General features: G+C 71.0%; 29 protein-coding genes. 14 read left to right on the top strand and 15 right to left on the bottom strand.

Features of this window, described 5'->3' with window-relative positions; translation table 11 throughout:
- Nucleotides 1–43 precede the first annotated feature (43 nt).
- Genes DEIPI_RS0123290 through DEIPI_RS0123300 form a run of 3 tightly spaced genes read right to left on the bottom strand, consistent with a single transcriptional unit; the run spans nucleotide 44 to nucleotide 2,758 of the window.
- Nucleotides 44–1,249, bottom strand: a complete 1,206-nt coding sequence (locus DEIPI_RS0123290; RefSeq protein WP_027483362.1) for an ABC transporter substrate-binding protein — start codon at nucleotides 1,247–1,249, stop codon at nucleotides 44–46.
- 25 nt (nucleotides 1,250–1,274) lie between these two features.
- Nucleotides 1,275–2,015 carry an ABC transporter ATP-binding protein gene (locus tag DEIPI_RS0123295; protein WP_084474844.1) on the bottom strand — a complete coding sequence of 247 codons (741 nt, stop codon included), beginning with the start codon at nucleotides 2,013–2,015 and terminating at the stop codon, nucleotides 1,275–1,277.
- Nucleotides 2,012–2,758, bottom strand: coding sequence for an ABC transporter ATP-binding protein (locus DEIPI_RS0123300; RefSeq protein WP_027483364.1), 747 nt, complete (start codon nucleotides 2,756–2,758; stop codon nucleotides 2,012–2,014). The genes DEIPI_RS0123295 and DEIPI_RS0123300 overlap by 4 nt, the downstream gene beginning before the upstream one ends.
- A 176-nt stretch (nucleotides 2,759–2,934) precedes the next feature.
- On the opposite strand from DEIPI_RS0123300, the gene DEIPI_RS0123305 reads away from it, so the two are divergent.
- The 4 genes from DEIPI_RS0123305 (at nucleotide 2,935) to DEIPI_RS0123320 (ending at nucleotide 5,413) form a co-directional block, all read left to right on the top strand.
- A complete protein-coding gene (locus tag DEIPI_RS0123305) occupies nucleotides 2,935–3,171 on the top strand; it encodes a hypothetical protein (RefSeq protein ID WP_027483365.1) in 237 nt (78 codons plus the stop codon).
- A 128-nt stretch (nucleotides 3,172–3,299) separates the two neighbouring features.
- Complete coding sequence (locus DEIPI_RS0123310; RefSeq protein WP_045235020.1) at nucleotides 3,300–3,779, top strand: hypothetical protein; 480 nt, start codon at nucleotides 3,300–3,302, stop codon at nucleotides 3,777–3,779.
- Nucleotides 3,776–4,786, top strand: coding sequence for a Gfo/Idh/MocA family protein (locus DEIPI_RS0123315; protein WP_027483367.1), 1,011 nt, complete (start codon nucleotides 3,776–3,778; stop codon nucleotides 4,784–4,786). The genes DEIPI_RS0123310 and DEIPI_RS0123315 overlap by 4 nt, the downstream gene beginning before the upstream one ends.
- 54 nt (nucleotides 4,787–4,840) lie before the next feature.
- On the top strand, nucleotides 4,841–5,413 hold the full coding sequence (locus DEIPI_RS0123320) for a hypothetical protein (protein WP_027483368.1): 573 nt from the start codon (nucleotides 4,841–4,843) through the stop codon (nucleotides 5,411–5,413).
- Between the two features lie 3 nt (nucleotides 5,414–5,416).
- On the opposite strand, the gene DEIPI_RS0123325 is transcribed toward DEIPI_RS0123320, so the two are convergent.
- Together DEIPI_RS0123325 and DEIPI_RS0123330 are read right to left on the bottom strand one after the other, a co-directional pair.
- Complete coding sequence (locus DEIPI_RS0123325) at nucleotides 5,417–6,031, bottom strand: hypothetical protein (RefSeq protein WP_027483369.1); 615 nt, start codon at nucleotides 6,029–6,031, stop codon at nucleotides 5,417–5,419.
- A 116-nt stretch (nucleotides 6,032–6,147) separates the two neighbouring features.
- On the bottom strand, nucleotides 6,148–7,557 hold the full coding sequence (locus tag DEIPI_RS0123330) for a S8 family peptidase (RefSeq protein WP_027483370.1): 1,410 nt from the start codon (nucleotides 7,555–7,557) through the stop codon (nucleotides 6,148–6,150).
- Nucleotides 7,558–7,757: 200 nt separating this feature from the next.
- On the opposite strand from DEIPI_RS0123330, the gene DEIPI_RS0123335 reads away from it, so the two are divergent.
- Both DEIPI_RS0123335 and DEIPI_RS34020 read left to right on the top strand, forming a co-directional pair.
- Nucleotides 7,758–8,006, top strand: a complete 249-nt coding sequence (locus tag DEIPI_RS0123335; protein ID WP_157463919.1) for a hypothetical protein — start codon at nucleotides 7,758–7,760, stop codon at nucleotides 8,004–8,006.
- A gap of 89 nt (nucleotides 8,007–8,095) precedes the next feature.
- A complete protein-coding gene (locus DEIPI_RS34020; protein WP_245588632.1) occupies nucleotides 8,096–8,983 on the top strand; it encodes an FRG domain-containing protein in 888 nt (295 codons plus the stop codon).
- A gap of 22 nt (nucleotides 8,984–9,005) precedes the next feature.
- Here the strand turns inward: DEIPI_RS34020 and DEIPI_RS34025 are convergent, their stop codons facing one another.
- Complete coding sequence (locus tag DEIPI_RS34025; protein ID WP_245588633.1) at nucleotides 9,006–9,359, bottom strand: DUF4157 domain-containing protein; 354 nt, start codon at nucleotides 9,357–9,359, stop codon at nucleotides 9,006–9,008.
- A 122-nt stretch (nucleotides 9,360–9,481) separates the two neighbouring features.
- Between DEIPI_RS34025 and DEIPI_RS0123350 the strand changes: the two genes are divergently transcribed.
- From DEIPI_RS0123350 to DEIPI_RS34030, 3 genes are all read left to right on the top strand, one after another.
- A complete protein-coding gene (locus tag DEIPI_RS0123350) occupies nucleotides 9,482–10,135 on the top strand; it encodes a class I SAM-dependent methyltransferase (RefSeq protein ID WP_027483372.1) in 654 nt (217 codons plus the stop codon).
- Between the two features lie 146 nt (nucleotides 10,136–10,281).
- A complete protein-coding gene (locus DEIPI_RS0123355; protein ID WP_027483373.1) occupies nucleotides 10,282–11,076 on the top strand; it encodes a ParA family protein in 795 nt (264 codons plus the stop codon).
- Nucleotides 11,063–11,950, top strand: coding sequence for a ParB/RepB/Spo0J family partition protein (locus DEIPI_RS34030; protein WP_045235023.1), 888 nt, complete (start codon nucleotides 11,063–11,065; stop codon nucleotides 11,948–11,950). Before DEIPI_RS0123355 ends, DEIPI_RS34030 begins: the two co-directional genes overlap by 14 nt.
- A 4-nt stretch (nucleotides 11,951–11,954) precedes the next feature.
- Here the strand turns inward: DEIPI_RS34030 and DEIPI_RS36070 are convergent, their stop codons facing one another.
- From DEIPI_RS36070 to DEIPI_RS0123405, 9 genes are all read right to left on the bottom strand, one after another.
- Nucleotides 11,955–13,808 carry an HD domain-containing phosphohydrolase gene (locus tag DEIPI_RS36070; RefSeq protein ID WP_052351961.1) on the bottom strand — a complete coding sequence of 618 codons (1,854 nt, stop codon included), beginning with the start codon at nucleotides 13,806–13,808 and terminating at the stop codon, nucleotides 11,955–11,957.
- Between the two features lie 195 nt (nucleotides 13,809–14,003).
- On the bottom strand, nucleotides 14,004–14,876 hold the full coding sequence (locus DEIPI_RS0123370; protein ID WP_045235024.1) for a sugar phosphate isomerase/epimerase family protein: 873 nt from the start codon (nucleotides 14,874–14,876) through the stop codon (nucleotides 14,004–14,006).
- A 13-nt stretch (nucleotides 14,877–14,889) separates the two neighbouring features.
- Complete coding sequence (locus DEIPI_RS34040; RefSeq protein WP_045235025.1) at nucleotides 14,890–15,912, bottom strand: ABC transporter permease; 1,023 nt, start codon at nucleotides 15,910–15,912, stop codon at nucleotides 14,890–14,892.
- Nucleotides 15,912–17,528 (bottom strand): sugar ABC transporter ATP-binding protein, encoded by a 1,617-nt coding sequence (locus DEIPI_RS34045; protein WP_052351962.1) that lies wholly within the window; start codon nucleotides 17,526–17,528, stop codon nucleotides 15,912–15,914. Before DEIPI_RS34045 ends, DEIPI_RS34040 begins: the two co-directional genes overlap by 1 nt.
- Before the next feature lie 63 nt (nucleotides 17,529–17,591).
- Nucleotides 17,592–18,581 carry an autoinducer 2 ABC transporter substrate-binding protein gene (locus DEIPI_RS0123385; RefSeq protein ID WP_027483375.1) on the bottom strand — a complete coding sequence of 330 codons (990 nt, stop codon included), beginning with the start codon at nucleotides 18,579–18,581 and terminating at the stop codon, nucleotides 17,592–17,594.
- 69 nt (nucleotides 18,582–18,650) lie between these two features.
- Nucleotides 18,651–19,655 carry an ABC transporter permease gene (locus DEIPI_RS0123390; protein ID WP_027483376.1) on the bottom strand — a complete coding sequence of 335 codons (1,005 nt, stop codon included), beginning with the start codon at nucleotides 19,653–19,655 and terminating at the stop codon, nucleotides 18,651–18,653.
- Between the two features lie 10 nt (nucleotides 19,656–19,665).
- Nucleotides 19,666–20,472 (bottom strand): meso-2,3-butanediol dehydrogenase, encoded by an 807-nt coding sequence (budC, locus tag DEIPI_RS0123395; RefSeq protein ID WP_027483377.1) that lies wholly within the window; start codon nucleotides 20,470–20,472, stop codon nucleotides 19,666–19,668.
- Between the two features lie 98 nt (nucleotides 20,473–20,570).
- Entirely contained in the window at nucleotides 20,571–21,254 is a 684-nt protein-coding gene (locus DEIPI_RS0123400; protein WP_045235026.1) for a cyclase family protein, read from the bottom strand.
- Between the two features lie 43 nt (nucleotides 21,255–21,297).
- The gene (locus tag DEIPI_RS0123405; protein WP_027483379.1) at nucleotides 21,298–21,999 is read right to left on the bottom strand and encodes a FadR/GntR family transcriptional regulator; all 702 of its coding nucleotides are present in this window, start codon (nucleotides 21,997–21,999) and stop codon (nucleotides 21,298–21,300) included.
- 194 nt (nucleotides 22,000–22,193) lie between these two features.
- Here DEIPI_RS0123405 and DEIPI_RS0123410 point away from each other — a divergent pair, with 194 nt between their 5' ends.
- The 5 genes from DEIPI_RS0123410 to DEIPI_RS40600 form a co-directional block, all read left to right on the top strand.
- Nucleotides 22,194–23,279 carry a four-carbon acid sugar kinase family protein gene (locus DEIPI_RS0123410; protein WP_027483380.1) on the top strand — a complete coding sequence of 362 codons (1,086 nt, stop codon included), beginning with the start codon at nucleotides 22,194–22,196 and terminating at the stop codon, nucleotides 23,277–23,279.
- Entirely contained in the window at nucleotides 23,260–24,231 is a 972-nt protein-coding gene (pdxA, locus tag DEIPI_RS0123415) for a 4-hydroxythreonine-4-phosphate dehydrogenase PdxA (RefSeq protein WP_027483381.1), read from the top strand. Before DEIPI_RS0123410 ends, pdxA begins: the two co-directional genes overlap by 20 nt.
- Nucleotides 24,232–24,236: 5 nt before the next feature.
- Nucleotides 24,237–25,256, top strand: coding sequence for a thiamine pyrophosphate-dependent dehydrogenase E1 component subunit alpha (locus DEIPI_RS40595; RefSeq protein WP_211238348.1), 1,020 nt, complete (start codon nucleotides 24,237–24,239; stop codon nucleotides 25,254–25,256).
- Nucleotides 25,253–26,242, top strand: a complete 990-nt coding sequence (locus tag DEIPI_RS36975) for an alpha-ketoacid dehydrogenase subunit beta (protein ID WP_027483382.1) — start codon at nucleotides 25,253–25,255, stop codon at nucleotides 26,240–26,242. The genes DEIPI_RS40595 and DEIPI_RS36975 overlap by 4 nt, the downstream gene beginning before the upstream one ends.
- Nucleotides 26,239–26,654, top strand: a 416-nt coding sequence (locus DEIPI_RS40600; RefSeq protein WP_045235028.1) for a biotin/lipoyl-containing protein, incomplete at its 3' end; no start/stop codon positions are given. The genes DEIPI_RS36975 and DEIPI_RS40600, both read left to right, overlap by 4 nt.

Below are 26,654 nucleotides of genomic sequence, written 5' to 3' on the forward strand. Positions count from 1 at the left end.
CTCCCGGCACAGGGGAGCGCGCCCGGCGCGCGCCCCACGAGAATCACTTCATCTGGCACTTGGACTCGCTCAGGGGCATGAAGGCGCGGTTGGCGGGGATGCGCGAGACGATCTTGAAGAGGTCCCCGGCCTCCTTGCTCTCCGCCTTCGACTTGACCTGCACGGTGTACACGTCAAGCAGCACGCGGTGGTCCTGCGGACGGATGTACGCGCTGCGGGCGAAGAAGTCGCTGAAGCGGTAGTTCTCCAGGGCCTTCACGACGGCGTCGCTGTTGTCCGTCTTGGCGCGCGCGACGGCGTTGAGGTACTGCATCGTGGCGCTGTACACGCCCGCCTGCGCCCAGGTGGGCTTCTTCCCGAAGGCCTTCTCGAACTTCGCGGCCCACTCGCGCGAACGCTCGTCGAGGTTCCAGAACCAGGGCACGGTCGCGAGCGCGCCCGCGAAGGCGTCCTGCCCGAGCGCCGCGACGTCCGTCTCGAACAGCAGGCCGATGCCGAGCCCGATGCCCTGCTTGCGCAGCCCGAACTCGTTGTACTGCTTGACGACGTTCACGAGGTCCGCGCCCGCCTGCATCGTGCCGAACACCTTCGGACGCAGGCTCTGCGCCTTGAGCAGGTACGTGCTGAAGTCCGTGTTCGGGAAAGGCGTCGCGTCGCTCGGCGCGACGAGCTTGCCGCCCGCCTCCTGCACGGCGGCCGTCATCTGACGGTTGAGGTCCTGCCCGAAGGCGTAGTTCGGGTAGATGATGTACCAGCTCGACCCGCCGCGCTTCGTGACGGCCGTGCCCGTGCCGTTGGCGAGCATGAAGTTGTCGTACGCGTAGTGGAAGGTGTAGCGGCTGCAGCTCTCGTTGGTGAGGGCCGTCGTGCCGCCGGTCACGACCATCGTGACGGTCTTCTTCTGACGGTCCACCTCGGACGCGGCGAGCGCGGCGGACGACGTGGGCAGGTCCACGATGGCGTCGACGTTCTGCCGGTCGATCATCTCGGCGGCCTTGTTGCTCGCGACGTCCGCCTTGTTCTGGTGGTCCACGCCGACGACCTGCACCTTGCCCGCGTAGGCCTTGTTGGCCTTCATGAAGTCGTCGGCGGCCATCTGCGCGGCCTTGACGGAACCGGGCCCCGCGAGCTCGGAGTACACGCCGGAAAGGTCGGTGAGGACACCGACGCGGACGACGTTGTCGCTGAGCTTCTGGGCGCCGGCGAGGCCCGTGAGGGCCAGGGTGAGGGTCAGGACGGTCTTGTTCATGATGTCTCCTTGAGGGGAAAGGGCTTCAGACGCTGAGGTAATCGAGGAGGTCCGCCTCGCGGGCGGCGACGTCGGCCCGCGCGACCTCCTCCACGACGGCGCCGTTCACGAGGACGTAATGACGGTCGGCGAGGCGGGTGGCGAAGCGCAAGTTCTGTTCCACGAGGACGACGCTCATGCCTTCGGCGCGCAGCGTGTCGAGCATGGCCGCGATGCGCTGCACGATCACGGGCGCGAGCCCCTCGGAGGGCTCGTCGAGCAGCAGCAGCTTCGGTCCCGAACGCAGGACCCGCGCGATCGCGAGCATCTGCTGCTCTCCCCCGGAGAGCTTGCTGCCGGGATGATGGCCGCGCTCGCGCAGGACGGGAAAGTGCTGGTGGATCTTGTCGAGCGACCAGCCGCCCGGCCGCGCGGGCGGCAGTTCGAGGTTCTCGCGGACGCTGAGGGTGGAGAGGATCGCGCGTTCCTCCGGCACCCACGCGATCCCGTGACGGGCGACCGCGTTGGAAGGGAGCCGGACGAGGTCGCGGCCCTCGAAGGTCACCTGGCCCGTGCGGGACCGCAGGACCCCCATGACGCTCTTGAGGGTGGTGGTCTTGCCCGCGCCGTTGCGCCCGATGAGGCTGACGACCTCACCGCGGCCCACCGTGAAGTTCACGTCGTGCAGGACGTGACTCTGTCCGTAGTAGGCATTGAGGTTCCGCACGGAGAGCAGGGGCGCATCCCCCGTGAGGGCCGCGCCGCGCGCCACTTCGGGCACGGTCACGCGACCTCCTCGCCGAGGTACGCCTCGACGACGCGGGGGTCGCGCCGCACGTCGTCGTACCGGCCCGTGGCGAGGACGCTTCCGTACTGCAGTACCGTGATGCGGTCCGCGAGCTCGGAGACGACGCTCATGTTGTGCTCCACCAGCACGACCGTCCGGCCGCGCGCCACCTCCCGCACGAGCCGGATGACGCGCGCGACGCCCTCGGAGCCCATGCCGCTGGTGGGCTCGTCGAGCAGCAGCACCCTCGGTTCCTGCGTCAGGGACAGCGCGATCTCCAGCTGACGTTTCTCGCCGTGCGAGAGGTCGGCGGCGGCGCGGTGCGCGAGGTTCGAGAGGTGCACCTCTTCGAGCAGGGCGCGCGCGCGCGGCTCGAAGGTCCGCATGCTGCGCTCGGAGCGCCAGAACGCCCCCGGGAGGGCGCTGCGCGACTGGAGCGCCACGATCACGTTGTCGAGGACGCTGAGGGTCGGGAAGACGCTGGAGATCTGAAAGGACCGCGACAGGCCGCGCCGGACGATGGCCTCGGGCGCGAGCTGCGAGATGGGCTCGTCGTAGAGCCGCACTTCGCCTGAGGTGGGCTTCAGGAATCCCGAGAGCAGGTTGAACAGCGTGGTCTTGCCCGCGCCGTTGGGGCCGATGATGGCGTGGATCTCTCCTTCCTCGACGTCGAGGTCCACAAGGTTCGTGGCGCGGAAGCCGCGGAAGTCCTTGCAGAGCCCTCGGGCCGACAGGGCGATCATGACGTGATCCCGCGTCCTGGCATGGGGCCTCCTTGCTGAAGTTGTGGTTCGAGGCAGCGTAGCCGCGCCGCGTTACACTCGCGTAACACCACGCGCCACGTTCGCTCTGGACGTCTTGAGCTCGATCCGGACAAATCTTCGGTTCCGGCGTTCAAGCTGAGGTTGGAGGTGACGTCATGACGGATCGTGACAAGAGCGTCGGCGAGCGGCTCGGCGAGGCGGCGGACGCCGTGAAGTCCAAGGTGAACGAGGGCGCCGACCGTGCCCGCGCCGAGGGGCATGACTTCAACGCGGAAACCGCCGACAACCCCGTGGACCGCGTGGTGGAGAAGGGCAAGGCGGTCGTGGACCGCGCGAAGGCGGGCCTGCACGGCGCGAACGCCGACAGGCAGGCGCGCGACGCGGGCGAGTGACCGCTCGAACCCGGGCCGGGCTCCCATCGGAGCCCGGCCCGGGTTCATGAACCGTGGCCGAAGGTGCGGGCAGAGCGCCGGGGGTATCCTCCCCGAGGACGCCCGCCACGCGAGCGCAGGAGGGAAGAATGCACGAAGGGGGAGAACTTCAGGATCGCGGCGCCGGGCGGGTGTGGCCCGCGCTGCTCTCGGGCGCGACGGGCGCGCTGGCCGTCACCGTCCTCAACGAGGGCGTTCGCCGGATGGTGCCGCACGCACCCCGGATGGAGGTCATCGGGGAGCGCGCGCTCGCGGGCGGCCTGCGGAGCGCGGGCGTGGAACCTCCTCGCGGGGGGGACCTCTACCGGGCCTCCATGGCGGGTGACCTCCTGTCGAACACGCTGTACTACGCCCTCGTCGGGTTGGGCGTCTCGTCGGGCGCCTCGTCCCGCGGCGCGGCGCTCGGGCTCGCGGCGGGCCTGGGCGCGGTGCTGCTGCCGCGCCCGCTGGGGCTGGGGCGGCAACCGGACGAGCGCGTGCCGTTCACGCAGGTGCTGACGGTCGCGTGGTACCTCGCCGGGGGCGTCGCGGCGGGCGTCGTCTTCCGACGGCTGGGGAGGACGCGGTGAAGGTCGGCGTGATCGGGGCGGGCGGCGTGTCGCGCTTCCACCTCGCCGGGTACGCCGCGGCGGGCGCGCAGGTCGTCGCGATCGCCGACGCGCACGCCGAGACGCTGGAGCGCGTGCAGGCCCAGTGGCGTGTGCCGCGCGGCTACGCGGACTTCCACGCGCTGTGCGCGGACCCCGAGATCGAGGCGGTGTCCGTGTGCCTCCCGAACGCCCTGCACCATCCCGCCACGATCGCGGCGGCCCGCGCGGGCAAGCACGTGCTGTGCGAGAAGCCGGTCTCCATGTCCCTGTCCGAGGCGCACGACATGATCCGCGCCTGCCGCGAGGCGGGCGTGGTGCTGCAGGTGGGGCATCACCTGCGCTCCAACCCCGCGGCGGAGAAGGCGAGGCAGCTGATCGAGTCGGGCGAACTCGGCCGCGTCACCTTCGTCCGACTGCGGCAGGCGCACGACTGGGGCGGTCAGGAGCCGCGCGCCTCGTTCCGGACGCTCGCGAGCGCCGGTGGCGGCACGCTCCTCGACAACGGCAGCCACATGATGGACCTCGCCCGGTACTTCGGCGGTCCCGTCCGGGAGGTCTTCGCCCGCATGGCCACCCTCGGGTACGACGTGGAGGTCGAGGACACCAGCGTCGTCACGCTGGAGTTCGCGTCGGGCGCGCTCGGCAGCGTGGAGAACGCGTGGACCGCGACCGGCTGGGAGGAGGCGTTCTGGGTGTACGGCACGCGCGGCGCGCTGGAGTACACCAACCGGCTCGGTCGGCCCACCATGCGGCACGTGTTCCGCTCCTCGCCCGGTACGGACTGGAACGAGCAGGACGTCGCGACGTACCAGTTCGCGGGTCTGGAGCCGCACTCACGCAACGTGCTGGAGTTCCTGGAGGCCGTGAGGGGCGAACGGAGGGTGATCTGCTCCGGCGAGGACGGGCTGGAAGCGGTGCGGCTCATCCTCGCGAGCTACCGCAGCGCTCGCGAGCGGCGTCCCGTGGAGGTCTCGGAAGTCACCTGATCGGCGCGGCGAAGGTCACGATGTGGGCGGTCCCCCCGGGAGATCATCGACCCCGTGCAGGAGGGTGACGAACTGAGCTTCCTCGTCGGGTCGACCGATGAGGCGGTCACGGCCGCTCGGGAGGCGGCCCTGATCGTGCGGTCCGCGCTGAAGGCGCAGGAAGGCGACCCGGAGGCTTCGAGGCGGGACTTCGATCGGGCGGTCGGTCTCTTGCGCGCCCATGGCCGTGATCCGCTCGACTGGGACGTCCGCGAGCGAGGCGTGGCCCTGCGCGTCGCGGGAGTGCCGGTGTGGACGGCCGGCACCCGGACCGCCGCGACGTTCGGCGTGGCCCTCGCGCTGACGCTGGAGCACGGAGGTGTGTTCTTCGGGACCGGAGCGCCCTTCGAGGGTGCGCTGCCCACGGCGGTCATCCCGCAACTGACCTCCCGGGAACGTGGCGTGCGCGTCGCGCGGTACACGCGCCGACGGTACGGACTCCACCTCGAGGAGGCGCTCCGGGTCCATCTCGTTCCCGGTGAGGTCGCGCGCCTGCAACGTGGCTTGCTGGGCGTGCTGCGCGCCCTGTCGCTCGAGGACCCCTCCTGCGTGACGGCGATCCGGACCCTGGAGGGGCTCGTACGTTGAGGCTCAGCGTCCGCGCGGAACGCGGCGTCGGGTCACGGGAGGTGGTCGCGGGTCCGGCGCGGTCCGCTCGGGAGGGAGTTCGTCCCGGACGAGCGCGTCCGGGACCATCAGCAGCAGGGGCCGCGTGAGCGCCGCGAGGGCCGCGCTGTCCGCCGCGTAGACGACGAGCCGCCCCGTGTTCTCCCGGGGCAGCACCCGGGCGCCTCGAAACCGCCACTCTGCCACGTCGAACGTCGCGAAGGCGTCGAGGGCTGAACGCACCTCGGGCGCGTCGCGCAGCGTGCGGAAGATCGGAAACGTGCCGACGAGCGCCGCCTGCGCTGACCACGAAGCTCCGGCGGGGAAGTCGTGGTGCAGCAGGGGAAAGTGGGGGTCCCACCGCCAGGACAGGTGCGCCACCGCCAGGTCCTGACCGCGTGCCCGCCGCACGCTCGCCACGACGGCGTCCTCGCTCTCCAGCAGGGCGCGCGCGACGACCGTGCCGTCCACGCCGTGCCCCGCGTGGTACGTGACGCCCCACGGCTCGCCCGGGAGCTTTCCGCTCACGACGAACACGGGGAGGCGTTCCCGGGCGGCGCCCAGCAGGGCGGCGAGCGAGTCGAGGCGCGTCAGTTCCACGGTCCGTCCTCCCTGCGGCGAGGCGGACGGCGCGGCCCACCGGGAGAGGTGGGCCGCGCGCGGGCAGGGCGGACGGGACGCACGCCTCAGCCTAGCGTCCCGTCCGACTCGTGGGTTCAGAAGCCGCTGACGTCGAGCCTGCCGCCCGTGGAGGTCTTCCCGCCGAGGGAGGGCGTCGCCTTGGCGCTCGCGATGATGGCGTCCCTGATCTGCTGGGCGGTCGCGCCGGGATGCGTGCTGGCGTAGAGCGCCGCGCCGCCCGACACGTGCGGGGTGGCCATGCTGGTGCCGCTGTACGCGCCGTAGGTGTTGGTGGGCAGCGTGGAGGTGACGCTCACGCCGGGCGCGCCGATATCCACCGTCTTCGCGCCGTAGTTGGAGAAGCGGGCGAGCGCGCCGGTCCTGTCGATCGCGGCGACGCCGATCACGCAGTCCCAGCCGCGCCTGCCTCCGTTCGTGCACTCGTAGTTGCTGGGGTAGCTGGCGGTCGTGTCGTTGTTGTCGCCGACGCCGTCACTGCCGCCGTTGCCCGCCGCGGCGATGAAGAGGATGCCGGCGTCGCCGCCGCGGTTGATCGCGTCGAGCAGACCCTGCGAGAAGCCGCCGCCCCCCCAGGAGTTGCTGGTCGCGACGATGTTGAGCCCATGCCGCTTCTTGAGGTCGGTGAAGTAGTCCACGGCCTTGATGGCGTCGGCGGTCGTGCCGCCGCGCGCGCCGAGGAACTTCCCGCTGATGACCGTCACGTTCCAGTTCACCCCGGCGACGCCCTGCCCGTTGCCGCCGATCGCGCCGATGGTGCCGGAGACGTGCGTGCCGTGCTCGTCGGTGCCCTCGCGCTTGTTGCCGTCGAAGACGGTGTTGTTGCCGTTCGCGAAGTCCCAGCCGTGCGTGTCGTCGACGTAGCCGTTGCCGTCGTTGTCGATGCCGTCCACCGCATCGAAGGGGTTCGTCCAGACGTTCCCGGCGAGGTCGGGGTGCGTGAACTGGATGCCCTCGTCGATCACGCCGACGTACACGTTCCTGCTGCCCGTGTGACCCGCCGCCCAGGCGCTGCCCGCGCCGCTCCCGTACGTGTTGACGGGCGTGGTGGCCGAGCCGTTCATGCCCCACAGGGTGCCGTCGGTGTAGGAGGGGTCGTTGCTGACGGCGCCGTGCGTGTAGATCCAGTTGGGCTCGGCGAAGGCGACGTTCGGGTTGTTCGACAGGGCGCGGGTGACCGCCTCCACCGCCTGACCGTTCGTGATGCGCATCCGCAGCAGGGGAGCGCCGTTCGTGACGGCGACGCGCTCCAGGGTCCGCAGGCCGCGTCCCTCGACGTCGGCGACGCCGCGGTTTCCGGCTTCGCGGGTGAACTGCACGAGGACCTCGCCCTCGACGCGGTTCGAAGCCGCGCCCGGGACCGCCTGAGCGGTGACGTCGGACGTCGTGGCGTCGGTTCGTGAGGTGGTCGTCTGCCCGCAGGCGGCGAGGAGGGCGGTGAGGATCAGGCCGGGGACGAGCAGGGAACGGCGGGAGGTACGGTTCATCGGTCTCCGCGCGGAGCACGTGATTTGGCGTGACGCGAGGTCGGGCGCCGGTGCGTCCGCGATTGCGTTGTGCGTGCCCGTCGAGCATCCCGCACGCGACGACGTCGGGTTGTGAATTTTCCGTCACTCCGCGTGGCGTGCGCTTCACCGTCGGTTGAACGTCGGCTCACCGCCTGCCCGCACGTCGTATGGTGGAACAGATGCCCGAGCTCGACGACATGGAGATCCTCGTGGTGGACGAGCGAGACGACGCGGACCACGTGGTGGTGGCGACGACGCTTCCTCCGGAGAGCGGCGTGACCGCCGGGTGCGGCATCGTCACGACCGACTTCGAGGCCGACTCGCTCGGTGAGCGGCGCGCCCACACGATCAACGGGAGACGCGTCGTGTCGCGTCCGTGGCGGCGTGGCGGCACGCACGTCTGGTACGTGGACGTCCTGCTCGTCTGAGGGAGTCCTTCGGCTCTGCAAGGACCTTCACCCGTTCCCCACGCGTCCATCGGTTCGGACTGCCAGGGTAGGGCATGCAGGAACTCCGCGTGACCTCGTGGACCGAGCTGCAGGACGCCGTGTACTCGAGCTCCTGGAACGCCCGTCTCAATCGGCACCGCTCTCCCTTCGCGTTTCGCGGTGTGTCCGACGCGAGGTACTCGCTCGTGACGTCCCTCTCCAGGCTCGGAGGCGACCCGCGCGTCCTGGAGCAGCATCTGCTGCGTGCGTTCCGCCGGTACGCGGTCCGCAACGTCGTCGACCAGGACTCGTCGTGGCACTGGCTCGCGATGGGACAGCATCACGGGCTGCCGACGCGCCTGCTCGACTGGTCGTACTCGCCGCTCGTCGCGATGCACTTCGCGACCGCCGACACGGCGAAGTACGACCGTGACGGCGTCGTGTGGATGGTGGACTACACCTTCACGAACAGTCAGCTGCCACGCGAGTTGCGCGACCTGCTGGAGCGTGAGGGATCGGACGTCCTCACGGCGGAGTTGCTCGCGACCCTCGGAAGCGGCCGACGTGGACGCGACCACCCCGGAGGCGGGCCCGTGTTCGACGTGGAGGCGCTCGACCGGATGGAGGCGCGCGCCCGCGAGCCCTTCCTGCTGTTCTTCGAGCCGCCCTCCGTGGACGAGCGGATCGTGCAGCAGTACGCGCTCTTCGGGTTGCTCTCCAACCCCTCGTCGTCCCTGGAGGACTGGCTGAGGGCGCGGCCCGAGGCGTCCCGCAAGATCGTGATTCCCGCGTCGCTCAAGTGGGAGGTGCGGGACAAGCTCGACCAGGCCAACATCAACGAGCGCACCCTCTTTCCCGGGTTGACGGGGCTGAGCACCTGGCTGCGCCGCTACTACACGCCTCGCGAGTTGCAGGCCGAGCAGGCGGAAGCGTCCGAGGGAGAGCCCGCCGCGAACGCCGAATCCCCCCTTCGGTAGGTGCACCTCGGTCCCGCGGAGTTCAGCGTCCGGTGGCCCTCGTTCTGGAGGACCGGACGACCTCGGCGGCCCGCTCGCGCGCCTCCACCTCGAAGCGGTTGTCGTGGTAGCCCCGCCTGACGCTCTCCGCGAGGTAGAGCGCGAGGAAACGCCAGAAGCCGTGGCGTCGGTACTGCCCCACGTGGACGCGTTCGTGCTCCACCCACAGGGGGCTCGCGAGGAACTCCCCCCGTGTCGCGCCGCTCAGGTGGATGGTGGTGCCGAGGGTGACGGCCACGGCTCGCGTCCGTAGCACGATCTTCGCGACGAACGCGACCGGGGAACGTTCCACCACCCGCAGGTCGGGTTCCATCGGAGGACACCGGGTGCGTCTCACCCTTCGAGTGTACGTGGGTGCGCGACGCGGTCACCGCGACCGGTGACCTGTCCAGACAGGGCGGCACTGGCGGCGTGCGATCGTTCACCGCGTTCGCACGCGGGGAGCTTCTACGGTACGTCATGGACCTCGAGTTCTGGCAGGAGTCCTGGGCGCGGGGCGGGAGCGCCACGAGCTTCCACCGACCGGACGTGCATCCCTTTCTCGAAACCTACCTTCCACCCGAGACGCTGCACGGCAGACGCGTCCTCGTGCCGCTCTGCGGCAAGACCAACGACCTCCGCTACCTCGCCCGGCACGCGCGTGACGTCGTGGGCGTGGAGGCCGTGGAGCGTGCGGTCGAGCAGTTCTTCATCGAGCACCCCGGAAAGGTGACGCGGACAGGCGACGTGTGGCGCAGTGACAACCTCGTCATTCTGCAGCGGGACTTCTTCGACTTGAGCCGCGACGACGTGGGAGACGTGGACGTCGTCTACGACCGTGCGGCGCTCGTCGCCCTGCCTCCCGACATGCGGGCCCGCTACGTCGACGCGCTCGACGCACTGCTCGGCCCCGGAGCGCGGCAACTGGTCATTACGCTGGAATACGCGCCGGAACTGGGCGCCGCACCGTTCAGCGTCTCCCCCGGCGAGGTCGTCCGGCGCTACGGCGCGCGGCACGAGGTGATGCACCTTCGCGGGGACGAGCAACCCTTTCACCGGATGGTCGCCAAGTACAACCTGAAGTTCCTCCGGGAGCACGCGTTCCTGCTCGTGCGTCGCCCCGACGTCGCGTGAACCGCGGACGTTCACGCGACGCCGGTGGGCCGCCGCTCCCGTTGGCGGTCACGCGTCCGTCGGCGGTGTCGAGACCTCGAGAAGCGCCCTGCCCGCGGGCGCGACAGGACCGGACACGCCGCGCGCGGGCCGGGTAGACTCCTGTCATGCGCGTCCTGACGTTCTTCAATCACGCCGGTGGGGCCTCGAAGAGTTCGAGCGCCCGCGACGTCGGTTATACCCTCGCGACCATGGGCTTCCGGGTCCTGCTGATCGACACGGACCCGCAGGCGAACCTCAGCGCGTGGCTGGGCGTGCAGGGCGCGCCCTTCGCCCGGACCGTGCACCTGACGGCCACCGCGAACAGACCGCTGCCCGAACCCTTCGAGGTCGCGGGAGGCATGCACCTGATTCCCAGCACGCTTCAGCTCGCCATGGTGGACGCGCAGCTTCCCGGTGTGGTCGGCGGCGTGCTCAGGCTGCGTCGTCATGTCCGTGACCTGAAGGGGCGTTACGATTTCGTGCTGATCGACTCGCCGCCCAGTCTGGGGCAGCTCAGCGCGCTCGCCGCGATCGCGGCCGACGACCTGATCGTGCCCGTCCCGACGGTGGAGAAGGGATTGCAGGGTCTGCCGAACGTGCTGGAGATGGTCGAGAACTACGGTGAGGTGGCGCCGGATCTGCGTGTGGCCTTCTTTCTTCCCACGCAGTACAACGCCCAGACCAGTCATCACAAGGAGGCGCTCGCCTACCTCAGGGCCAACGTCTCCCCGGTCGGAACGCCCATCAGCTACCGTCCGGCGATCTACCCGGACGCCGCCGCCGCCCGTCAGCCCGTACCGCTCTATGCGCCGGGAAGCGCCGCCGCCGCCGACATCCGCCGCGCCACCGAGGAAATTCTCGCCGCGCTGGGCGTGTCGGCGCCGAACGACAACGCGGAGGGTGAACGTGCCGAGGCCTAAGCGTCCCGACACCGGAAGTGTCTTCGGCGCGATTCTCGGTGACGTCGCGGAGGCGCGCGCGGTGAAGTCGCCCCGCACCGTCGGGGTGGCCGAGCTCTCCCCCAGTCCTTTCCAGCCGCGCCGTCAGTTCGACGACGAGGGACTGGCGCGTCTGGCCGCGAGCATTCGCGAGCAGGGCGTGCTGCAACCCATCGTCGTCCGCTTCGTGTCGGGCCGTTACGAGGTCGTCGCGGGGGAACGGCGTCTGCGGGCCGCGCGGCTCGCGAACCTCACGGAGGTTCCCGTCGAGGTCCGTGACCTGGACGACCGACAGGCCGCGCTCGTCGCCGCCGTGGAGAACCTGCAGCGGGAGGACCTCAGCGTCATCGACGAGGTGGACGCCACGCTGACCCTCGTCGCGGACGTGCTGGGCGTGGATTCCGGTGAGGCGCGCTCCCGGCTCAACGTACTGCTCCGCCGACCCGAAGAGGACCCCGAGGGGATACGCGCTCTGGAGACGCTCTTCGGTCAGCTCGGCCGGGGAACCTGGCAGTCCTTTGCCAAGAATCGCGTTCGTGTCCTCAACTGGCCCGAGGCGGTGCTCGCGGCCATGCGCGAGCACGGGCTGGGCTTCAGCGTCGCGGGCGTGGTCGCCGGAGCGCCGCGGGAACTGCAGGCGGACCTGCTCGAACGGGCGCTCGGTGGAGCGACCCACGCGGACCTGCGTGCCGAGCTCTCCCGGCGTTCTTTACGTAAAGAACACGAGGAGACCCGGCGCCGAGTCCTGCGCCGGGTCGGCAGCGCACGCGAGCTCGCGCGCCTCGACGAGAAGAGGCGCGCGGAACTCCTCAGGCTGCTCGAGCGGATCGACGCGCTCTTCGAGACCCGAAGCTGAAGGTTCAGGGCTCGACGAGATCGGCCTCGTCGAAGCCGAAGGTGAACGCGAACGGCAGTTCGAGAAAGGCGTCGACCACCCGGGGGTCGAACTGACGGCCTCGCTGGGCCAGCAGTTCGTCCCGGACCTCACGCTCGGTCCAGGCGCGTTTGTAGCTGCGCCGCGAGCGCAGGGCGTCATAGACGTCGATCACGGCGAAGATGCGGGCCACCAGTGGGATCGCCTCCCCGCGCAGACCGTCCGGGTACCCGGCGCCGTCCCAGTGCTCGTGGTGATGACGGATGACGCTCATGACCCCCGGAGACAGACACGGGATGCGCTCCGCCGTCCGGCAGCCGTGCAGAACATGCGAGTTCATGACCTCGCGTTCCGCGTCGGTCAGCGGTCCCGGCTTGAGCAGGATCGAGTCCGGAATGCCCAGCTTGCCGATGTCGTGCAGGTACGCCCCTGCCCGCAGGTCACGCAACTCCTGTCCGCTCACCCCGAGCGCCGTTCCGAGGCTCACGGCGAACGAGACGACGCGCTGCGTGTGCCCCGCCGTTTCGAAATCACGGGCTTCCAGCGCCGCGCCGAGGGCGAGCAGCCCGCTTTCCAGGTCCCGCGTGGCGTCCCCCACGGCCCGTGTCCTTTCCAGCGCCGCCCCGAGCCGCTGTGCGAGCGTCTCCAGAAGGGTTCGGCGTGATCCGGTGATCGCGAGCCACGTGGAGAACGTCGAGACGCACACCAGCCCGACCAGGCGTCCCGCGTCGAAGACGGGCACGCTGATCGTGCTCTTGAGGCCCGCCGCGACCCACTCCTCCCGTGCCTGGGGTTCGCTGGGATAATCCGCGCTCCACGTCGCGACGCGCGAGCGGATCGCCTCTCCCGTCACGCCCTGTCCGAGCGCGAGATGCCCGACGCGGTGGCGGTGCACCTCCTGATGAGCAGCGGGACCCTCGTACGCGGCGAGCTCGTACTCCTCCCCGCGACGCGCGTAATAGGCCGCGGTTTCGAAGCCCGTGAGGTGCAGGGCGAGCGACATCCCTACCCGCAGGACCTCCTCCGGGGTGTCGAGCAGGTCAAGCTGCCGTGAGAAGTCGTCCTGCGTGACGGGCAGACGAATCCCCGTGAGCTGCGCCTCCTGATCGTGCTGGGCACGCTTGAGGGTGTACATGCGCTCGTCGGCGATCGCGAGGGCGCGGTCCAGCGGGTCACGGGCGGCGCACGAGGCCACGCCGTACGCGAGCGGGAGCAGGCCGGGACGTGGCGACTGGATGCGGTCGTTCGCGGCCTGCAGGGCCGCGAGAAGCACCTGCTCGGACATTCCGGGAGACACCACCACGAACTCGTCCCCACCCCAGCGGGCAAGGAGGCTTCCCGGGGGCGTCACCTGACGCAGGACCTGACCGGCCTCCAGCAGGTAGGCATCCCCGGCGTTGTGGCCGCGGTTGTCGTTGACGCTCTTGAGCCCGTTGAGGTCCACCAGCGCGACCGCGAGCCGCTCGGCCCGGCGCAGGGCCCCGTAGGCGCGCAGCAGCCCCTGCCGATCGAGGAGATTCGTCAGGGTGTCCCGATGCTCACGTCGCGCGCCGATCAGTGACAGTCGGTTCTGATGGTCGGAGATGTCCCTCGCGACACGAGACAGGCTCACCAACGCGGCGAGCGCCGCCGTCACGGAGACCCAGGGCCACAGCCGGCCCTCGGGAGACAGGAGGGAGAAGGTCACGCTGCCGAAGGTGAGGACGAGCAGGGCGGTGAGCGCGACGGCGGACCGGAAGGCGGCGCGATCCGCGCGGAGTCGTGGGGCGAGGGTACCGAAGACGAGCAGCACGCCGAGCGTGGCGAACACGAGGGCCAGGACGAGTAGAACGGTGGACATGAAGCGTCCTTCCTGCGGGTGGGTCGGCTGGAGGAGGGAGATCGTCCACCTGAACCGTGCGGGAGGGAGGGAGGCCATCCACCGTCGCGCTCCTATCTTAATGAAGGTTTTCTCACAGGGTTCTTACCGTCGCGCGACCCGAAAAGACCGAGGACGGACACCGCCCGGGAATCCGCCCTCTCCCCACCCGCCGTCTCAATCCATGGCCGTTTCCGCGGACTGCAGCAACCCGAACCTGGCCGCGCCGTCCCGCAGGAACGCCAGCCCTTCGCGCGCCAGGACCTCGGGCGGATGCCGCGTCGGGCGCCACAGACAGGTGGCCGCCGCGAGGGCCGGGTTGATCGCCGCGAACGACTCCAGCACGAGCGCTCCGCGGAACCGCGCCTCACGCAGACCGCTCCACACGTCGTCCCAGATCACCGTGCCCGTGCCGACCAGACCGCGGTGACTCTCGCTCATGTGCACGTAGTCCAGCACGTCCGCCGCCGCCACGAGGGGCGCACGGAACCCCTCCTCCTCGATGTTCATGTGGTACGTGTCCGCGTGCAGGCGCACGTTCGGCTCCCCCACGCGCAGCACCGTGTCCCGGGTGTCCGCGAGGGTGTTGTAGAGGTACGTCTCGTACCGGTTGCAGGCCTCCAGCGCGAGGGTGATCCCGCGCGCCCCCGCGTCGCGCGCCACGGTCCCGAGCACCTCCGCGACCCGCTCGCGCTCCCAGGGCTCGGGGGGACGGCCCGTCAGGGTTCCCAGACTGTACCCGACGCAGCCCGCGAGGTACGTGCTGCCCAGCGCCTCCATCCGGTCGAGCACCCGCGTCAGGAACGCCCGCGCCGCCTCCGGCCGATGCGGCAGGTGCGCGTCCGGCGGCAGGGTCAGCGAGCAGGTCGCCGCGAGCCCAGTCTCCGCGAGCGCAGCGCGGTGCGAGGCTGCGTCGAAGTCGTCCGGGTCGAGCAGGGGGATCTCGATGAAGTCGAACCCGGCGTCGCTCGCGGCGCGAATCGCTGCGTTCCCGCTCTCCCGCGTCCACTCGCCCGTCCACACGAACGCGTGCGCTCCGAACCGAACCATGCGTCACCTCCGGTCACGCGGTGGCCGAGCGCCGCGCGAAGATCCCGCTCGCGACGAGGATGATCGCGCCGATCACGACCTTCTGCCACGTGCTCGGCACCCCCATCAGGATCAGGCTGTTGTTGATGATCACCACGAGCACCACGCCCAGCAGCGTCCCCGGCACGCTGCCCGTGCCGCCCGTGACCCGCGCGCCGCCCAGCACCACCGCCGCGATGATGTCGAGTTCGCTCCCGACGAGATCGAAGGGGTTCGCCTGCCGGTTCATCGCGCCGTGCACCAGCCCGCCGAGCCCCGCCAGCAGGCCCGCGTAGCCGAACACGAACAGCAGCACGCGCCCCACGTTGAACCCCAGACGCTCCGCGATCGGCAGGGAACCGCCCACCGCGTAGACGGCGCGGCCCAGCAGCGTCCGCCTCAGGACGTACCAGGTGAGGAGCGCCACCGCGACCAGCACGAGGAAGGCCGCCGGGAGCGACACGCGAATGCCGTCGGCGGTGGTGGTCTGCAGGAGCGTGGCGCGACCGAACGCGTCCATGGCGCGCGGCAGGTCGGTGATGTACGCCGTACCGACGAAGGCCAGGAGGGCGCCGCGGTACACGTACTGCGTCCCGATGGTCACGATGAGGCTCGGCACGCGGAAGCGGTAGACGATCAGCCCGTTGACGAGCCCCAGTCCCAGCCCGATCGCCAGGCTCGCGAGCGCCATCAGCGCGAACGGCGCGTCGGGCCACACGCTCATCGTGAGCTTCGTCGTGACGTAGAGCGCGAACACCCCGATCGCCGTGAACGACACGTCGATCCCGCCCGCCGCGAGCACCGTCAGCACGCCCAGCGCGAAGATGCCCGTGCGGATCGAGCTGCGCAGCAGATCCACGCCGTTCTGCACGCTGAAGAAGCGGTCGTTGATCAGCCCGATGGTGAGCGAGAGCGCCACGATCAGCAGGAGCGTCACGAGCTCCGGACGCCGCGTGAGGGACCGCCACGTGGACGAGGGCGCCCTCGCGGCGGCAGGTTCGCCGAGCAGACCCGACATCAGTCACCACCCTTCTCGGGCGCGGCGGCGAGCAGACCGCCGGGAGGAGCCGGGGACGGCGCGAGCGGCCGGTCGTCGAGCAGTTCACGGGTGAGGGTCGCCTCGTCGAGCCCCGGCACGGAGAATTCCCGCGCGACCCGTCCGTGGCGCATCACGAGGACGCGGTCGCAGTTCATCAGCAGTTCCGGCAGGTCGTCCGAGACGATCAGCACGCCCAGGCCGCGCTGAGCGAGGTCCTGCACGAGCCGATACAGCGCGTCCTTCGAGCCGACGTCCACGCCCATGGTGGGGCCGTGCAGGATCAGCACCCTGGGCCGCGTCGCGAGCCAGCGCGCCACGAGCACCCGCTGCTGGTTGCCGCCCGACAGGGACTGCACGGGCAGCTCCACGTTCGGCGTGGCGACCCGCAGGTCACGCACGAGGTCCCCCGCGAGCCGCTCGGCGCGCTCGGCGCTCAGGGTGCGGGCGCGTCCCAGCAGCCGATCGAGGACCGAGACGATCATGTTCTCCCGGATGGACTTCTCCAGGAAGAGCCCCTCGGTGAGGCGGTCCTCCGGGACGTAGCCCACCCCCAGGTCGATCGCGTCGCGCGGAGAGCGCAGACGCGCGTCGCGTCCGCCCACCCGCATCTTCCCGGCGTCGGCGGGACGCACGCCCGACAGGGCGTGTGCGAGCTCGTTGCGGCCCGAGTCGAGCAGGCCCGTCACGCCCAGAACCTCCCCGCGTCGGAGCGTGAACGACACGTCCGAGAAGGCGCCGCGCCGCGTGAGCCCGCTCACCTCCAGCAGGATCTCCTCCTGCGGCGAGCCCGCGCGGTAGGTGGTCCGGTCGAGCGTCTGCCCCGTCATGAGGTAGGCCACCTCCGCCTTCGTGTGATCGGCGAGGCGGCCCTGCGCGACCTTCTGCCCGTCGCGCAGCACCACGAGGTTCCCGCCGATGCGGTACGCCTCGTCGAGCTTGTGCGTCACGAACAGCACGCTCACGCCGTCCGCGCGCAGCCGGTCCACGATGCCGATGAGGTTCTCCACCTCGCGCTGCGTCAGGGCCGCCGTGGGCTCGTCCATGATCACCAGGGACGCGCGGATCACGGTGGACCGCGCGATCGCGACGAGCTGACGCACCGCGATGGGCAGTTCGTCCACGGCGGTGTCGAGAAAGTCCTCCGAGGTGGGGAGCCCCACCCGAGTGAGGGCCTCGCTCGCCACGCGGCGCACCTCGGCCGGATCGAGCGGACGCGCCAGCCTGCCCCCGCCGCGCACGAGCTGAGAGGAGAGCGCCACGTTCTCCGCGACGCTGAGGTTCGGGAAGAGCGACAGGTCCTGATAGACCGTCTCGATGCCCGCTTCGAGCGCGTCGAGCGCGCGCAGGCGGCGGTACGTCCGTCCACGGACCGTGATGGTTCCCCCGCTCGGCGGCTGGGCGCCCGAGATGATCTTGATGAGGGTGCTCTTGCCCGATCCGTTCTCGCCGAGCAGGTGGTACACCTCACCGGCGTGCAGGTCGAGCGACACGCCCCGCAGGGCCTGCACGCCGCCGAAGGTCTTCGTGACGTCCGTCAGGCGCAGCAGGACCTCTCCCGTGGAGGGCGCCGTCGGGGTGCTGGAGTCGTGGGTCATGCGGGCCTCGCGGCGGGACGCCGGGGACGGGAACCGCGCGCTCCCGCCCCCGCTCGTCCGCGTTCAGAAGGGGTACTGCTTGTAGTTGCTCTTGTCGACGTCCACGAAGGCCTGACCCGTGATGACCTTGCCCTTCACGCTGACCTTGTTGTAGCCCTTGATGCCGAGGTTCATGCCGTTCGTGATCTTCTTGCCGTCGAGGACCATCTGCGCGACCTTGTTCATGACGTAGCCCGCGTCCGCCGGATCCCAGAAGCCGATGCCGTCCACGGCGCCCGTGTCGAGGTACTTCCCGGCAATGGACGGCAGGCTCGTGCCGTACACGCAGGTCTTGCCCGCCAGGCCCGCCTCCTCGATGGCGCGGCCGATGCCCGCGACGTCCGTGCTGGCGCTGCCCTGGAAGCCCTTGATGTCCGGGTAGGCGCGCAGGATCTCCTTGGCGCGTTCGTAGGCCTTGTCGGCGTCGTCGTAGGTCTCCTGCTTCGTCGCGACCATCTGCATGCCCTTGTACGCGGCCTTCTGACGGTTGATGCCGCCGTCGGCCCACTCGTTGTGCGTCTTGGACGTGAGGCTCCCGACGAACACGGCGTACTTCCCGCTGCCGCCCATGCACTTCGAGAGGCGGTCCATGAGTCGCGCGCCGAACGCGGTGTTGTCGAAGGCCTCGACGTCCCACATGGTGTTCTTCTGGTTGGACGCCTCGTGCGTGACCACCACGATGCCGCGGTCCATGGCCTTCTTCAGGACGGGTTCGAGCGTCTCGGGCGAGAAGGGCACCACCGCGATCGCGGCGGGCCTGCGCGCGATGAGGTCCTCGATGATCGCGGCCTGCTGCGCGGCGTCCGCCTGCGCGGGCCCCGTCTGGGTGGCGTTCATCTTGGTGTCCGTCGCGAACTTCTTGACGCCCTGCTCCATGCGGTTGAACCAGTTGATGCCGGTGATCTTCACGACCGTGACCATGTCGTACTTCTTGGCCTGCGCGAACACCGCGCCGCCGACGAGGCCGGACGTGACGAGGGACACCGCACCGATGACGAGGACCGAACGCTTCATAGTGCCTCCTGAGGACCCCGCGTGGGGGCGCGAACGACGGACTTCCTGCGCGGGCGGGAAGGACGTGGGCTAGGTGCCTGCGTTCACCTCCTTCCGGGGGCGGGACGTCCACCAGCGGAAGGTCGAGTTGGTCAGCACGACGGAGAGCAGCAGCAGCAGACCCCAGGTGAAGTCCTTGAGGAAGTTCGACAGCGACAGCAGGTTCATGGTGCTCGACACGAACTGCAGCGCGACGGCGGCGAGGACGAGGCTCAGGACTCGTCCGAAGCCTCCGGACGGGTTCACGCCGCCCATGACGGCGATGAGGATGGCGATCAGGAGGTAGGAACTGCCGTAGTCGGCCTTCGCGGAGTTCGCGCGCGCCGCGAACAGGATGCCCGACGTCGCCGCGAGCAGGCCCGAGAGGGTGTACGTGGCGAGCACGATGGTGCGCGTGCGGATGCCGGCGAAGTGCGCGGCCTTCGCGTTGGTGCCCATCAGGTAGAGCCGCAGCCCGAAGCGGGTGCGTCCCAGCACGAACGCGAGGAGCGCCGCGACGATCAGGAATACCCACATGGGGTAGGGAAGACCCAGCAGGGTGCCGCCGCCGAGCTCCGTGAGGCCGTCGCCGAACCCGATGACGGCCGTGCCGCTCGTCAGGACGATCGCGACGCCGGTGTACACCTGCAGCGTGCCGAGCGTCGCGAGGATCGGCGCGAAGCGCAGCCCCGACACCAGCAGCCCGTTGAGGAACCCGCACGCGGCACCCACGAGGAGCGCCACCGCCACGAAGGTCAGCGTGAAGGCCGTGGCCTGCTCGTCCGCCGAGAACAGCGCGCGGCTCGTGAGGCCCGCCGTGATCGCCGCGAGGTTCGCGGTCGCGACGACCGAGAGGTCAATGCCGCCCCCGCCCGAGATCATCGCGAGCATCACGGCGAGCGCGAGCAGACCCAGCTCGGGCAGCTGCGTCGCCATGGACTGCAGGTTGTCGATGCCGACGAAGGTGCCGCCGCTGCGCAGCGCCGCGAAGAGCACGATGACGAGGTTCGCGAGCAGCAGGAAACGCAGGTACGGATCGAGATGGGGCAGGCGCATGGACGTCTCCTCAGTCGGCGGGCGCCGCCTCGGGCTTCGCCTCGAACTTCGGCTGCCCGGTGTGCGCCGTGATGCCGCCGTCCACGGGGATGTTCGCGCCCGACACGAACGACGCCTCGTCCGAGGCGAGGAACACCGCGACGTGCGCGACTTCCTCCGGTCGTCCCACTCGCCCCGGAGGATACACGCCGTTGAAGGCCCGCTCGGCCGCGTCCGCGCCGATCTCCTCCCAGGCCTGCGCGAGCAGCGGCGTGAAGATCGCGCCCGGACAGATGGCGTTCACGCGGATGCCGCTGCGCGCGTAGTCGAGCGCCATGTTTCGCGTGAGGTTCGTGACGGCGCCCTTCGCGGCGTTGTACGCGGCCATGCCGTAGTCCCCGGCGATGCCGGACACGCTCGACAGCATGATGATCGAGCCGCCGCCCTGCCTCATCATGTGCGGCAGGGCGTGGTACGAGCAGAGGTACACGCCCTTGAGGTCGACGGCCATCATGCGGTCCCACAGCTCGCCCGACGTCTCGTGCAGCGTGCCGGACGCGCGGAAGCCCGCGTTGTTCACGAGGACGTCGACGAGTCCGAAGCGGTCCACGGCGGCGCGGACGAGCGCCTCCACCTCGTCCTCGCGGCTGACGTCGCAGCGCACGTAGACCGCCTCCGAGTGCTCGGCGCAGCGGTCCGTGACGCCCTGCCCCCGCGCGTCGTCGATGTCGGAGACGACGACCCGCGCGCCTTCCTCCGCGAAGCGTACGGCGATGGCCTCGCCGATGCCCGACGCGGCGCCCGTGACGATCGCGACCTTCCCGTTGAGTCTGCCCATGACGGTTCCTCCTTGCTCCCAGGCTGGTTGGACGGTGCTTCGGGTCCTCGCGCGTGCGGTCGTCGGGAAGGCGGGGACGCGCGGCCCTGACGTGCGGATCAGTCGAAGGCGAAGGCGCGCGCCCACGCGCCACCGCAACCGCGCAGCAGGATCGGCGCGGCGCACAGGACGCGCTTGCGTCCGTCGAGGAAGTGTTCGGGCACGTCGAGCTCCTCGACGATGACGCGGCCCGCGCCGAGGATCACCTCGTGAGGGGGACGGCCCTTCTCGGGGCCGCCGTACCCGCCGATGGAGAGGGTGTCGATGCCGACACCCTTGACGCCCGCGTCGATCAGCGCGCGCGCCCCTTCTCCGGTGAGGTAGGGCCAGCGGGTGAGGTAGTCGCGGTTCACGCCGCGCCGCGAGACCCAGCCCGTCACGAGCACCGCGAAGTCGCCCTCGTCGAGCGCGCCGAGCGAAGGTGCGAGGTCCGCTTCCGTGATGGGTTCGTCGGCGAGCTTGTGGCGCAGGTCGATGAACAGGGCCGGGCCCATCCATGCGTCGAGCGGCACCTGGTCGATCGTGCGGCCCTCGTCGAAGAAGTGGAAGGGAGCGTCCACGTGCGTGCCCGTGTGGGTGTTCATCCGGACCGTCTCGGCGTTGAAGCCGTGGAAGGCCGCCTGGTAGTCGCGGCTCACGAGGGCGGGATCGTAGTCGGGCCACGCGGGGCAGTTGTGGTAGAGGGGCACGCTGAGGTCGTACACGGCCCGGACGCCGGGCAGGGGGGCGGGAACGGTCGTCATTCCTCTCACTTCTCCTTTGCGGGGCGCGGCGGACTCGGGCGGGTCAGCGGGGGCGGGGGAGACCGTGGCGCAGGTGCGTCTGCATGGCGGCCGCGGCGGCGTCGGCGTCGCGGTCGCGGACGGCGCGCAGGATGAGGCGGTGCTCGTCGTTGGAGGCGCGTGGGCGGTGCTGGCGTTCCAGGGAGGAGCGGCGCGAGGCGTTCACGAGCGCGGAGAGTTCGTGCATGACGCTCTCCACGACGGGGTTCTTCGCGGCGCGCATGAGGTGGCGGTGGAAGGCCTCGTCCTCGGGCAGGCCGATCTCGCCGCGCGTGAGGGCGGCCTCCATGGCGAGCACGGCGTCCTCCAGCCGGGCGAGGTCGTCGTCGTCGCGGCGCAGGGCGGCGAGGAAGGCGACGCGCGTCTCGAGGATCTCGCGCATCTCCCACACGTGCGGCAGCAGGGTCTCGCCGGGGCTGAGGCGCCGGATGTTGAGCAGCAGCACGTCGAGCGGAACGTCCGACACGAAGGCGCCCTTGCCCTGGAAGACCTGCACGACGCCGATGGCGCGGAGCTTCGCGAGGGCCTCGCGGACGACGGTGCGGGCCACGCCGAAGGTCTCCATCAGCTCGCCCTCGGTGGGGAGCTGACTGCCGGGTGGGTAGGTGCCGTCGGCGACGCGGTCGCTCAGGGTGCGGGCGACCTGCTCGGCGAGGCTGGCGCGTGAAGGACGCGCCACGGCGTCGGTGGGGTGCGCGGAATTCAAGGGAGGTGTCCTCTCGGAGGCGGGCGGAACGCCGGCGGCGCGGCCCGATGAGGGGGTCTCTTGACGGATGCGTTGGACGTTCCTAGTGTGTAAGTTGTCTGATGACCTGTCAAGTGTCCCGCTGACGATCCCACGATCTCACGGACCCCCTGCCCTCAGGCTCTCCTCGACGTCCCTTCCTGGAAGGAGGAGCTGTGCTCGTCGTACTCGCCGACGATCTCACGGGCGCGGCCGCCTACGCGGCGCTGCTGCGCTCCAACGGGCTCGCCACCCGCGTCCTGTTCGAGCCCACGCCCGCGCCCGACGCGGATGCCGCCGTCTACGACCTCCGCACCCGCGACCTCGACCCCCCGGACGCCCGCGACCGCGTCCTGACCTTCACGCGCACCCTCCGGAGCGCCCTGAACGGTCACGACGTCCGCTGGGCCCGCCGCGTCGACACCACCCTGCGCGGTCACGTCCGCGACGAACTCCTCGTGCTCGCCGACCTGCTGCGGCCCCTGCGCGGCGTCCTGTGCCCCGCCTACCCCGAGGCGGGCCGCCGCACCGAACGTGGCTGGCAGGAGGTGGACCACGAGGAACGCATCGACCTCGCCCCGCACGTCACCGGCATTCCCGGCCTGCCGCACGTCGTCACGGGCCCCGCCGAGCGCCTCGACCACGGGACCTGGTGGATTCCCGACGCGCGCACCCCCACCGACGTGGTCGCCGCCGCACGCCTCGTCCGCCCCGGCTTCGAGCGTGGCGACACCCTCGTCGTGGACGCCGGACCGCTGATGGCCGCCCTCACCCACGCGCCCCGCGCCCCACGCGTGCTCGTCGTGCAGGGCAGCACCAGCGACGCCGTCGCCCGTCAGATCGAACGTCTGCGCTGGACCGACCGCACGGACGTCGAGGTGCTCTACCGCCCCGTCCGCGGCCCCCACGACCCCGCCCTCGCGGAACTCGCCGCCGCGGTCCGCGCCCGCCTCTCTCACGGCGACGTGCTCGGTCTCGTCCTCGGCGGAGGCCTCACCGCCGAGACGGTCGTGGAGCAGCTCGGCGCGACCGCCCTGACCCCCGTCGCGCTTCCCGACCCCGTCGTGGGTCTGTGCCGTCTGCGGGACGGCCCCCACGCGGGCCTGTGGATCGCCACGAAGGGCGGACGCATCGGCGGTGACGACGCCCTCACCCGTCTCGCCGACCTCATCCTCACGCTCGACCAGACACACACGCCCCCCCGCCCGGCCGACGCCGGAGACCCGCCGCGAGGAGTTCCCCATGACCCGACCCGCGCCTGAAGTCACGCTCGCCGTCACCGTCGGCGATCCCGCCGGCATCGGCCCCGAGATCGCCCTGAAGGCCGTGCCCACCGCGAGCGAGTACGCCCGGCTCGTGCTCGTCGGCTCGCACGCCGTTCTGGAGGCGCAGGCGCGGCACTTCGGCCTCACGGACGCCCTGGACCGCGTGGAGGTCCACGACGTGCCCTACCCCGCGCCGGACGCGTGGCGCTTCGGGGAGGTCAGCGCCGCCTGCGGCGAGGCCAGCGCGAAGTACCTGGAGGCCGCCGCCGCGCTCGTGAAGGCCGGACGCGCCGACGGCATCGTCACCGCGCCCCTGCACAAGGAGGCGTGGAAGGCGGCGGGCGTCCCCTACCCCGGCCACACCGAGGCGCTCGGCGCGCTCTTCGGCGCGCACGTCGAGACGATGTTCGTCGTGGACCGGCTGCGCATCTTCTTCCTCACCCGCCACGTGAGCCTCAAACGCGCCATCGAGCTCATCACCAAGGAACGCCTCGTGGAGCTCCTGGAGCACGTCCAGGCGACGCTGCGCACCTACGGGATCGCGGACCCCACCATCGCCGTGGCCGCCCTCAACCCGCACGGCGGCGAGCACGGCCTCTTCGGCGACGAGGAGATGACCGAACTCGAACCCGGCGTCCGTCTCGCGCAGGAGCGCGGCATCCGCGCCGTCGGTCCCGTGCCCGCCGACTCCGTCTTCCATCAGGGCGTGGAGGGCCGCTTCGACGCCGTGATCTCGCTCTACCACGACCAGGGCCACATCGCCTCGAAGATGTACGACTTCTACCGCACCGTGAGCGTCACGACGGGCCTGCCGAAGGTGCGCTCCAGCGTGGATCACGGCACCGCCTTCGACATCGCCGGGCAGGGGATCGCCAACCCCGGCAGCATGGTGGAGGCCGTGCGGGTGGGCGCGGAACTCGCCCTCGGGGCGCTCGCGCGCGGACGGTGAGCCGCGTGACTTCCCCCCTCGACCTGCTGCGCGTCATGGTCCGCATTCGCGCCTTCGAGGAGGCCGTCGGCGAGCTCTTCGTGCGCGGCGGCACCGCCGGGACGATGCTGCACCTCTCCATCGGCGAGGAGGGCGCCGCCGCCGGGTTCGGCCTCGCCATGCGGCCCGGCGACACCTTTACCACGCACCACCGGGGTCACGGCGTGTTCCTCGCGCGCGGCGGCGACCCGAGACGCATGATGGCCGAGATCGCCGGGAAGGCCGCCGGGTCCTGCCGGGGGCGCGGCGGCAGCATGCACATCGCGGACGTGACGCTCGGGCACCTCGGCGCGAACGCCATCGTGGGCGGCGGCATCCCGCACGTCGTCGGCGCGGCCCTCGCGGCGCGGCATCTGGGAAGCGGGAACGTGTCCGTCGCGTTCTTCGGGGACGGCGCCATGCAGCAGGGCGTGCTGTACGAGTCGATGAACCTCGCCGCGCTCTGGAGGCTTCCCGTCGTGTTCGCCTGCGTGAACAACCAGTACGGGATGGGCACCCGCATCGACCGGGCCGCCGCGAGCCTCGACTTCGACGCGCGCGCCCGCGCCTTCGGCCTCCGGGGCGTCACGGTGGACGCGTCCGACGCGACCGCCGTGTTCGAGACGGCCACGCAGGTCCTCGCGGACGCCCGCGAGGGCCGGCCCGCGCTCGTCACGCTCGACTGCTTTCGCTTCTACGGGCACGCCCGCAAGGACCGCAGTCCCTACCGCACCGAGGAGGAGGAACGCGAGGGCCGCTCCCGCGACCCCGTCGCGCGCCTCGCCGACCGTCTGCGAGGCGAGGACGTCCTCGACGACGATACCCTCACGGCCATGCGGGACGACGCCCGGCGCGAGATGGACGACGCCGTCGCGTTCGCGCTCGCCGCGCCCCCACCCGATCTCGCCGCCCTGCACGAGGACGTGTACGCCCCCGACCGCCCCGCGCCCCCCAGCGTGGACGCCTACCACGCACTCGTGTACCCCGAAGGCGAGGCACGCGCGTGACGACCGCCGTCGACACCACCACCTACCGTGACGCGCTGAGGGAGGCCCTGCGTGAGGGGCTGCGCCGCGACCCTCACGTCGTGATCCTGGGAGAGGAGGTCGGCCGCTACGGCGGCGCGTACGGCGTCACCTCCGGACTCCTCGACGAGTTCGGTGAGGACCGCGTCCTGGACACGCCCATCTCCGAGGCGGGCATCGTCGGCGCCGCCGTCGGCGCGGCCCTGGCGGGTCTACGGCCCGTCGTGGAGCTCATGTACGTCGACTTCGCCGCCCTCGCGATGGATCAGATCGTCAACCAGGCCGCCAAGGCCCGCAGCATGTTCGGCGGGCAGACGGGCGTTCCGCTGGTGCTGCGCACCCAGGGCGGCACGGGCCGCAGCGCGGGCGCGCAGCACTCCCAGTCGCTGGAGGCGTGGTTCCTGCACACGCCCGGCCTGCGCCTCTACGTGCCCGCGACCGTCACGGACGCGCACCACCTGCTCCTCGCCGCGCTGCGCGAACCCGACCCCGTCGTGTTCGTCGAGCACAAGGCGCTCTACACCACCCGGAGCGACCTGGGCGCGCACGCGCCCCCGCCGGGCGTGTCCGTCCGTCGCCGCGAGGGCCGCGACGTCACCGTCGTCACCTACTCGCGGATGCTGCACCGCTGCCTCGACGCGGCGCAGGCCCTCGCGGCGCGCGGCGTCGAGGCCGACGTGATCGACCTGCGCACCCTCTGCCCCCTCGACCTGGAGCCCGTCGTGGCGTCCGCGCGCCGCACGGGCCGCGTCCTGATCGTCACGGAGGACACCCTCACGGGCGGCGTGAGCGCCGAGCTCGCCGCGCGCGTCACCGAACTCGCCTTCGACTGGCTGGAGGAGCCTCCCATGCGTCTCGCCGGGGAGGACGTCCCGATTCCCGTCGCGCCCGCGCTGGAGGAGGCGTCCGTCCCCACGCCCCTCCGGATCGAGCGGGCCGCGCTGCGCCTGCTGGGGAGGCGCGCGTGACGCGTGAGGACGTCGTGCTGCCCCGGCTCGGCGAGACGATGGAGGACGCCGAGATCGTCGAGTGGCACCGCGCGCCCGGCGAGGAGGTGAGGCGCGGGGACGTGCTGCTCGACGTGCAGACCGACAAGATCGTCGCGGAGGTGCCCGCCCTGCGCGGCGGCGTCCTCGCGGAGATCCTCGCGCCGCCCGGCACGGTGGTGAAGGTGGGCGAGGTGATCGCGCGCCTCCACGTCGAGTCGGCGGGGGAGACCTCACCGCACGAGGACGCGCCACCTCCGTCACAGGAGCCGACCCCGAACGAGGTGATTCTCCCGGCGCCCACGGCCACCCGGCCCACATCCGACCGCCCGGCGGCCTCGCCGTCCGCGCGGCGGCTCGCGCGTGAGCTCGGAGTGGACCTCGCCCGCGTGAC

The sequence above is a fragment of the Deinococcus pimensis DSM 21231 genome, from assembly GCF_000519345.1.
In the GTDB taxonomy this organism is placed as follows: Bacteria; Deinococcota; Deinococci; order Deinococcales; family Deinococcaceae; genus Deinococcus_A; species Deinococcus_A pimensis.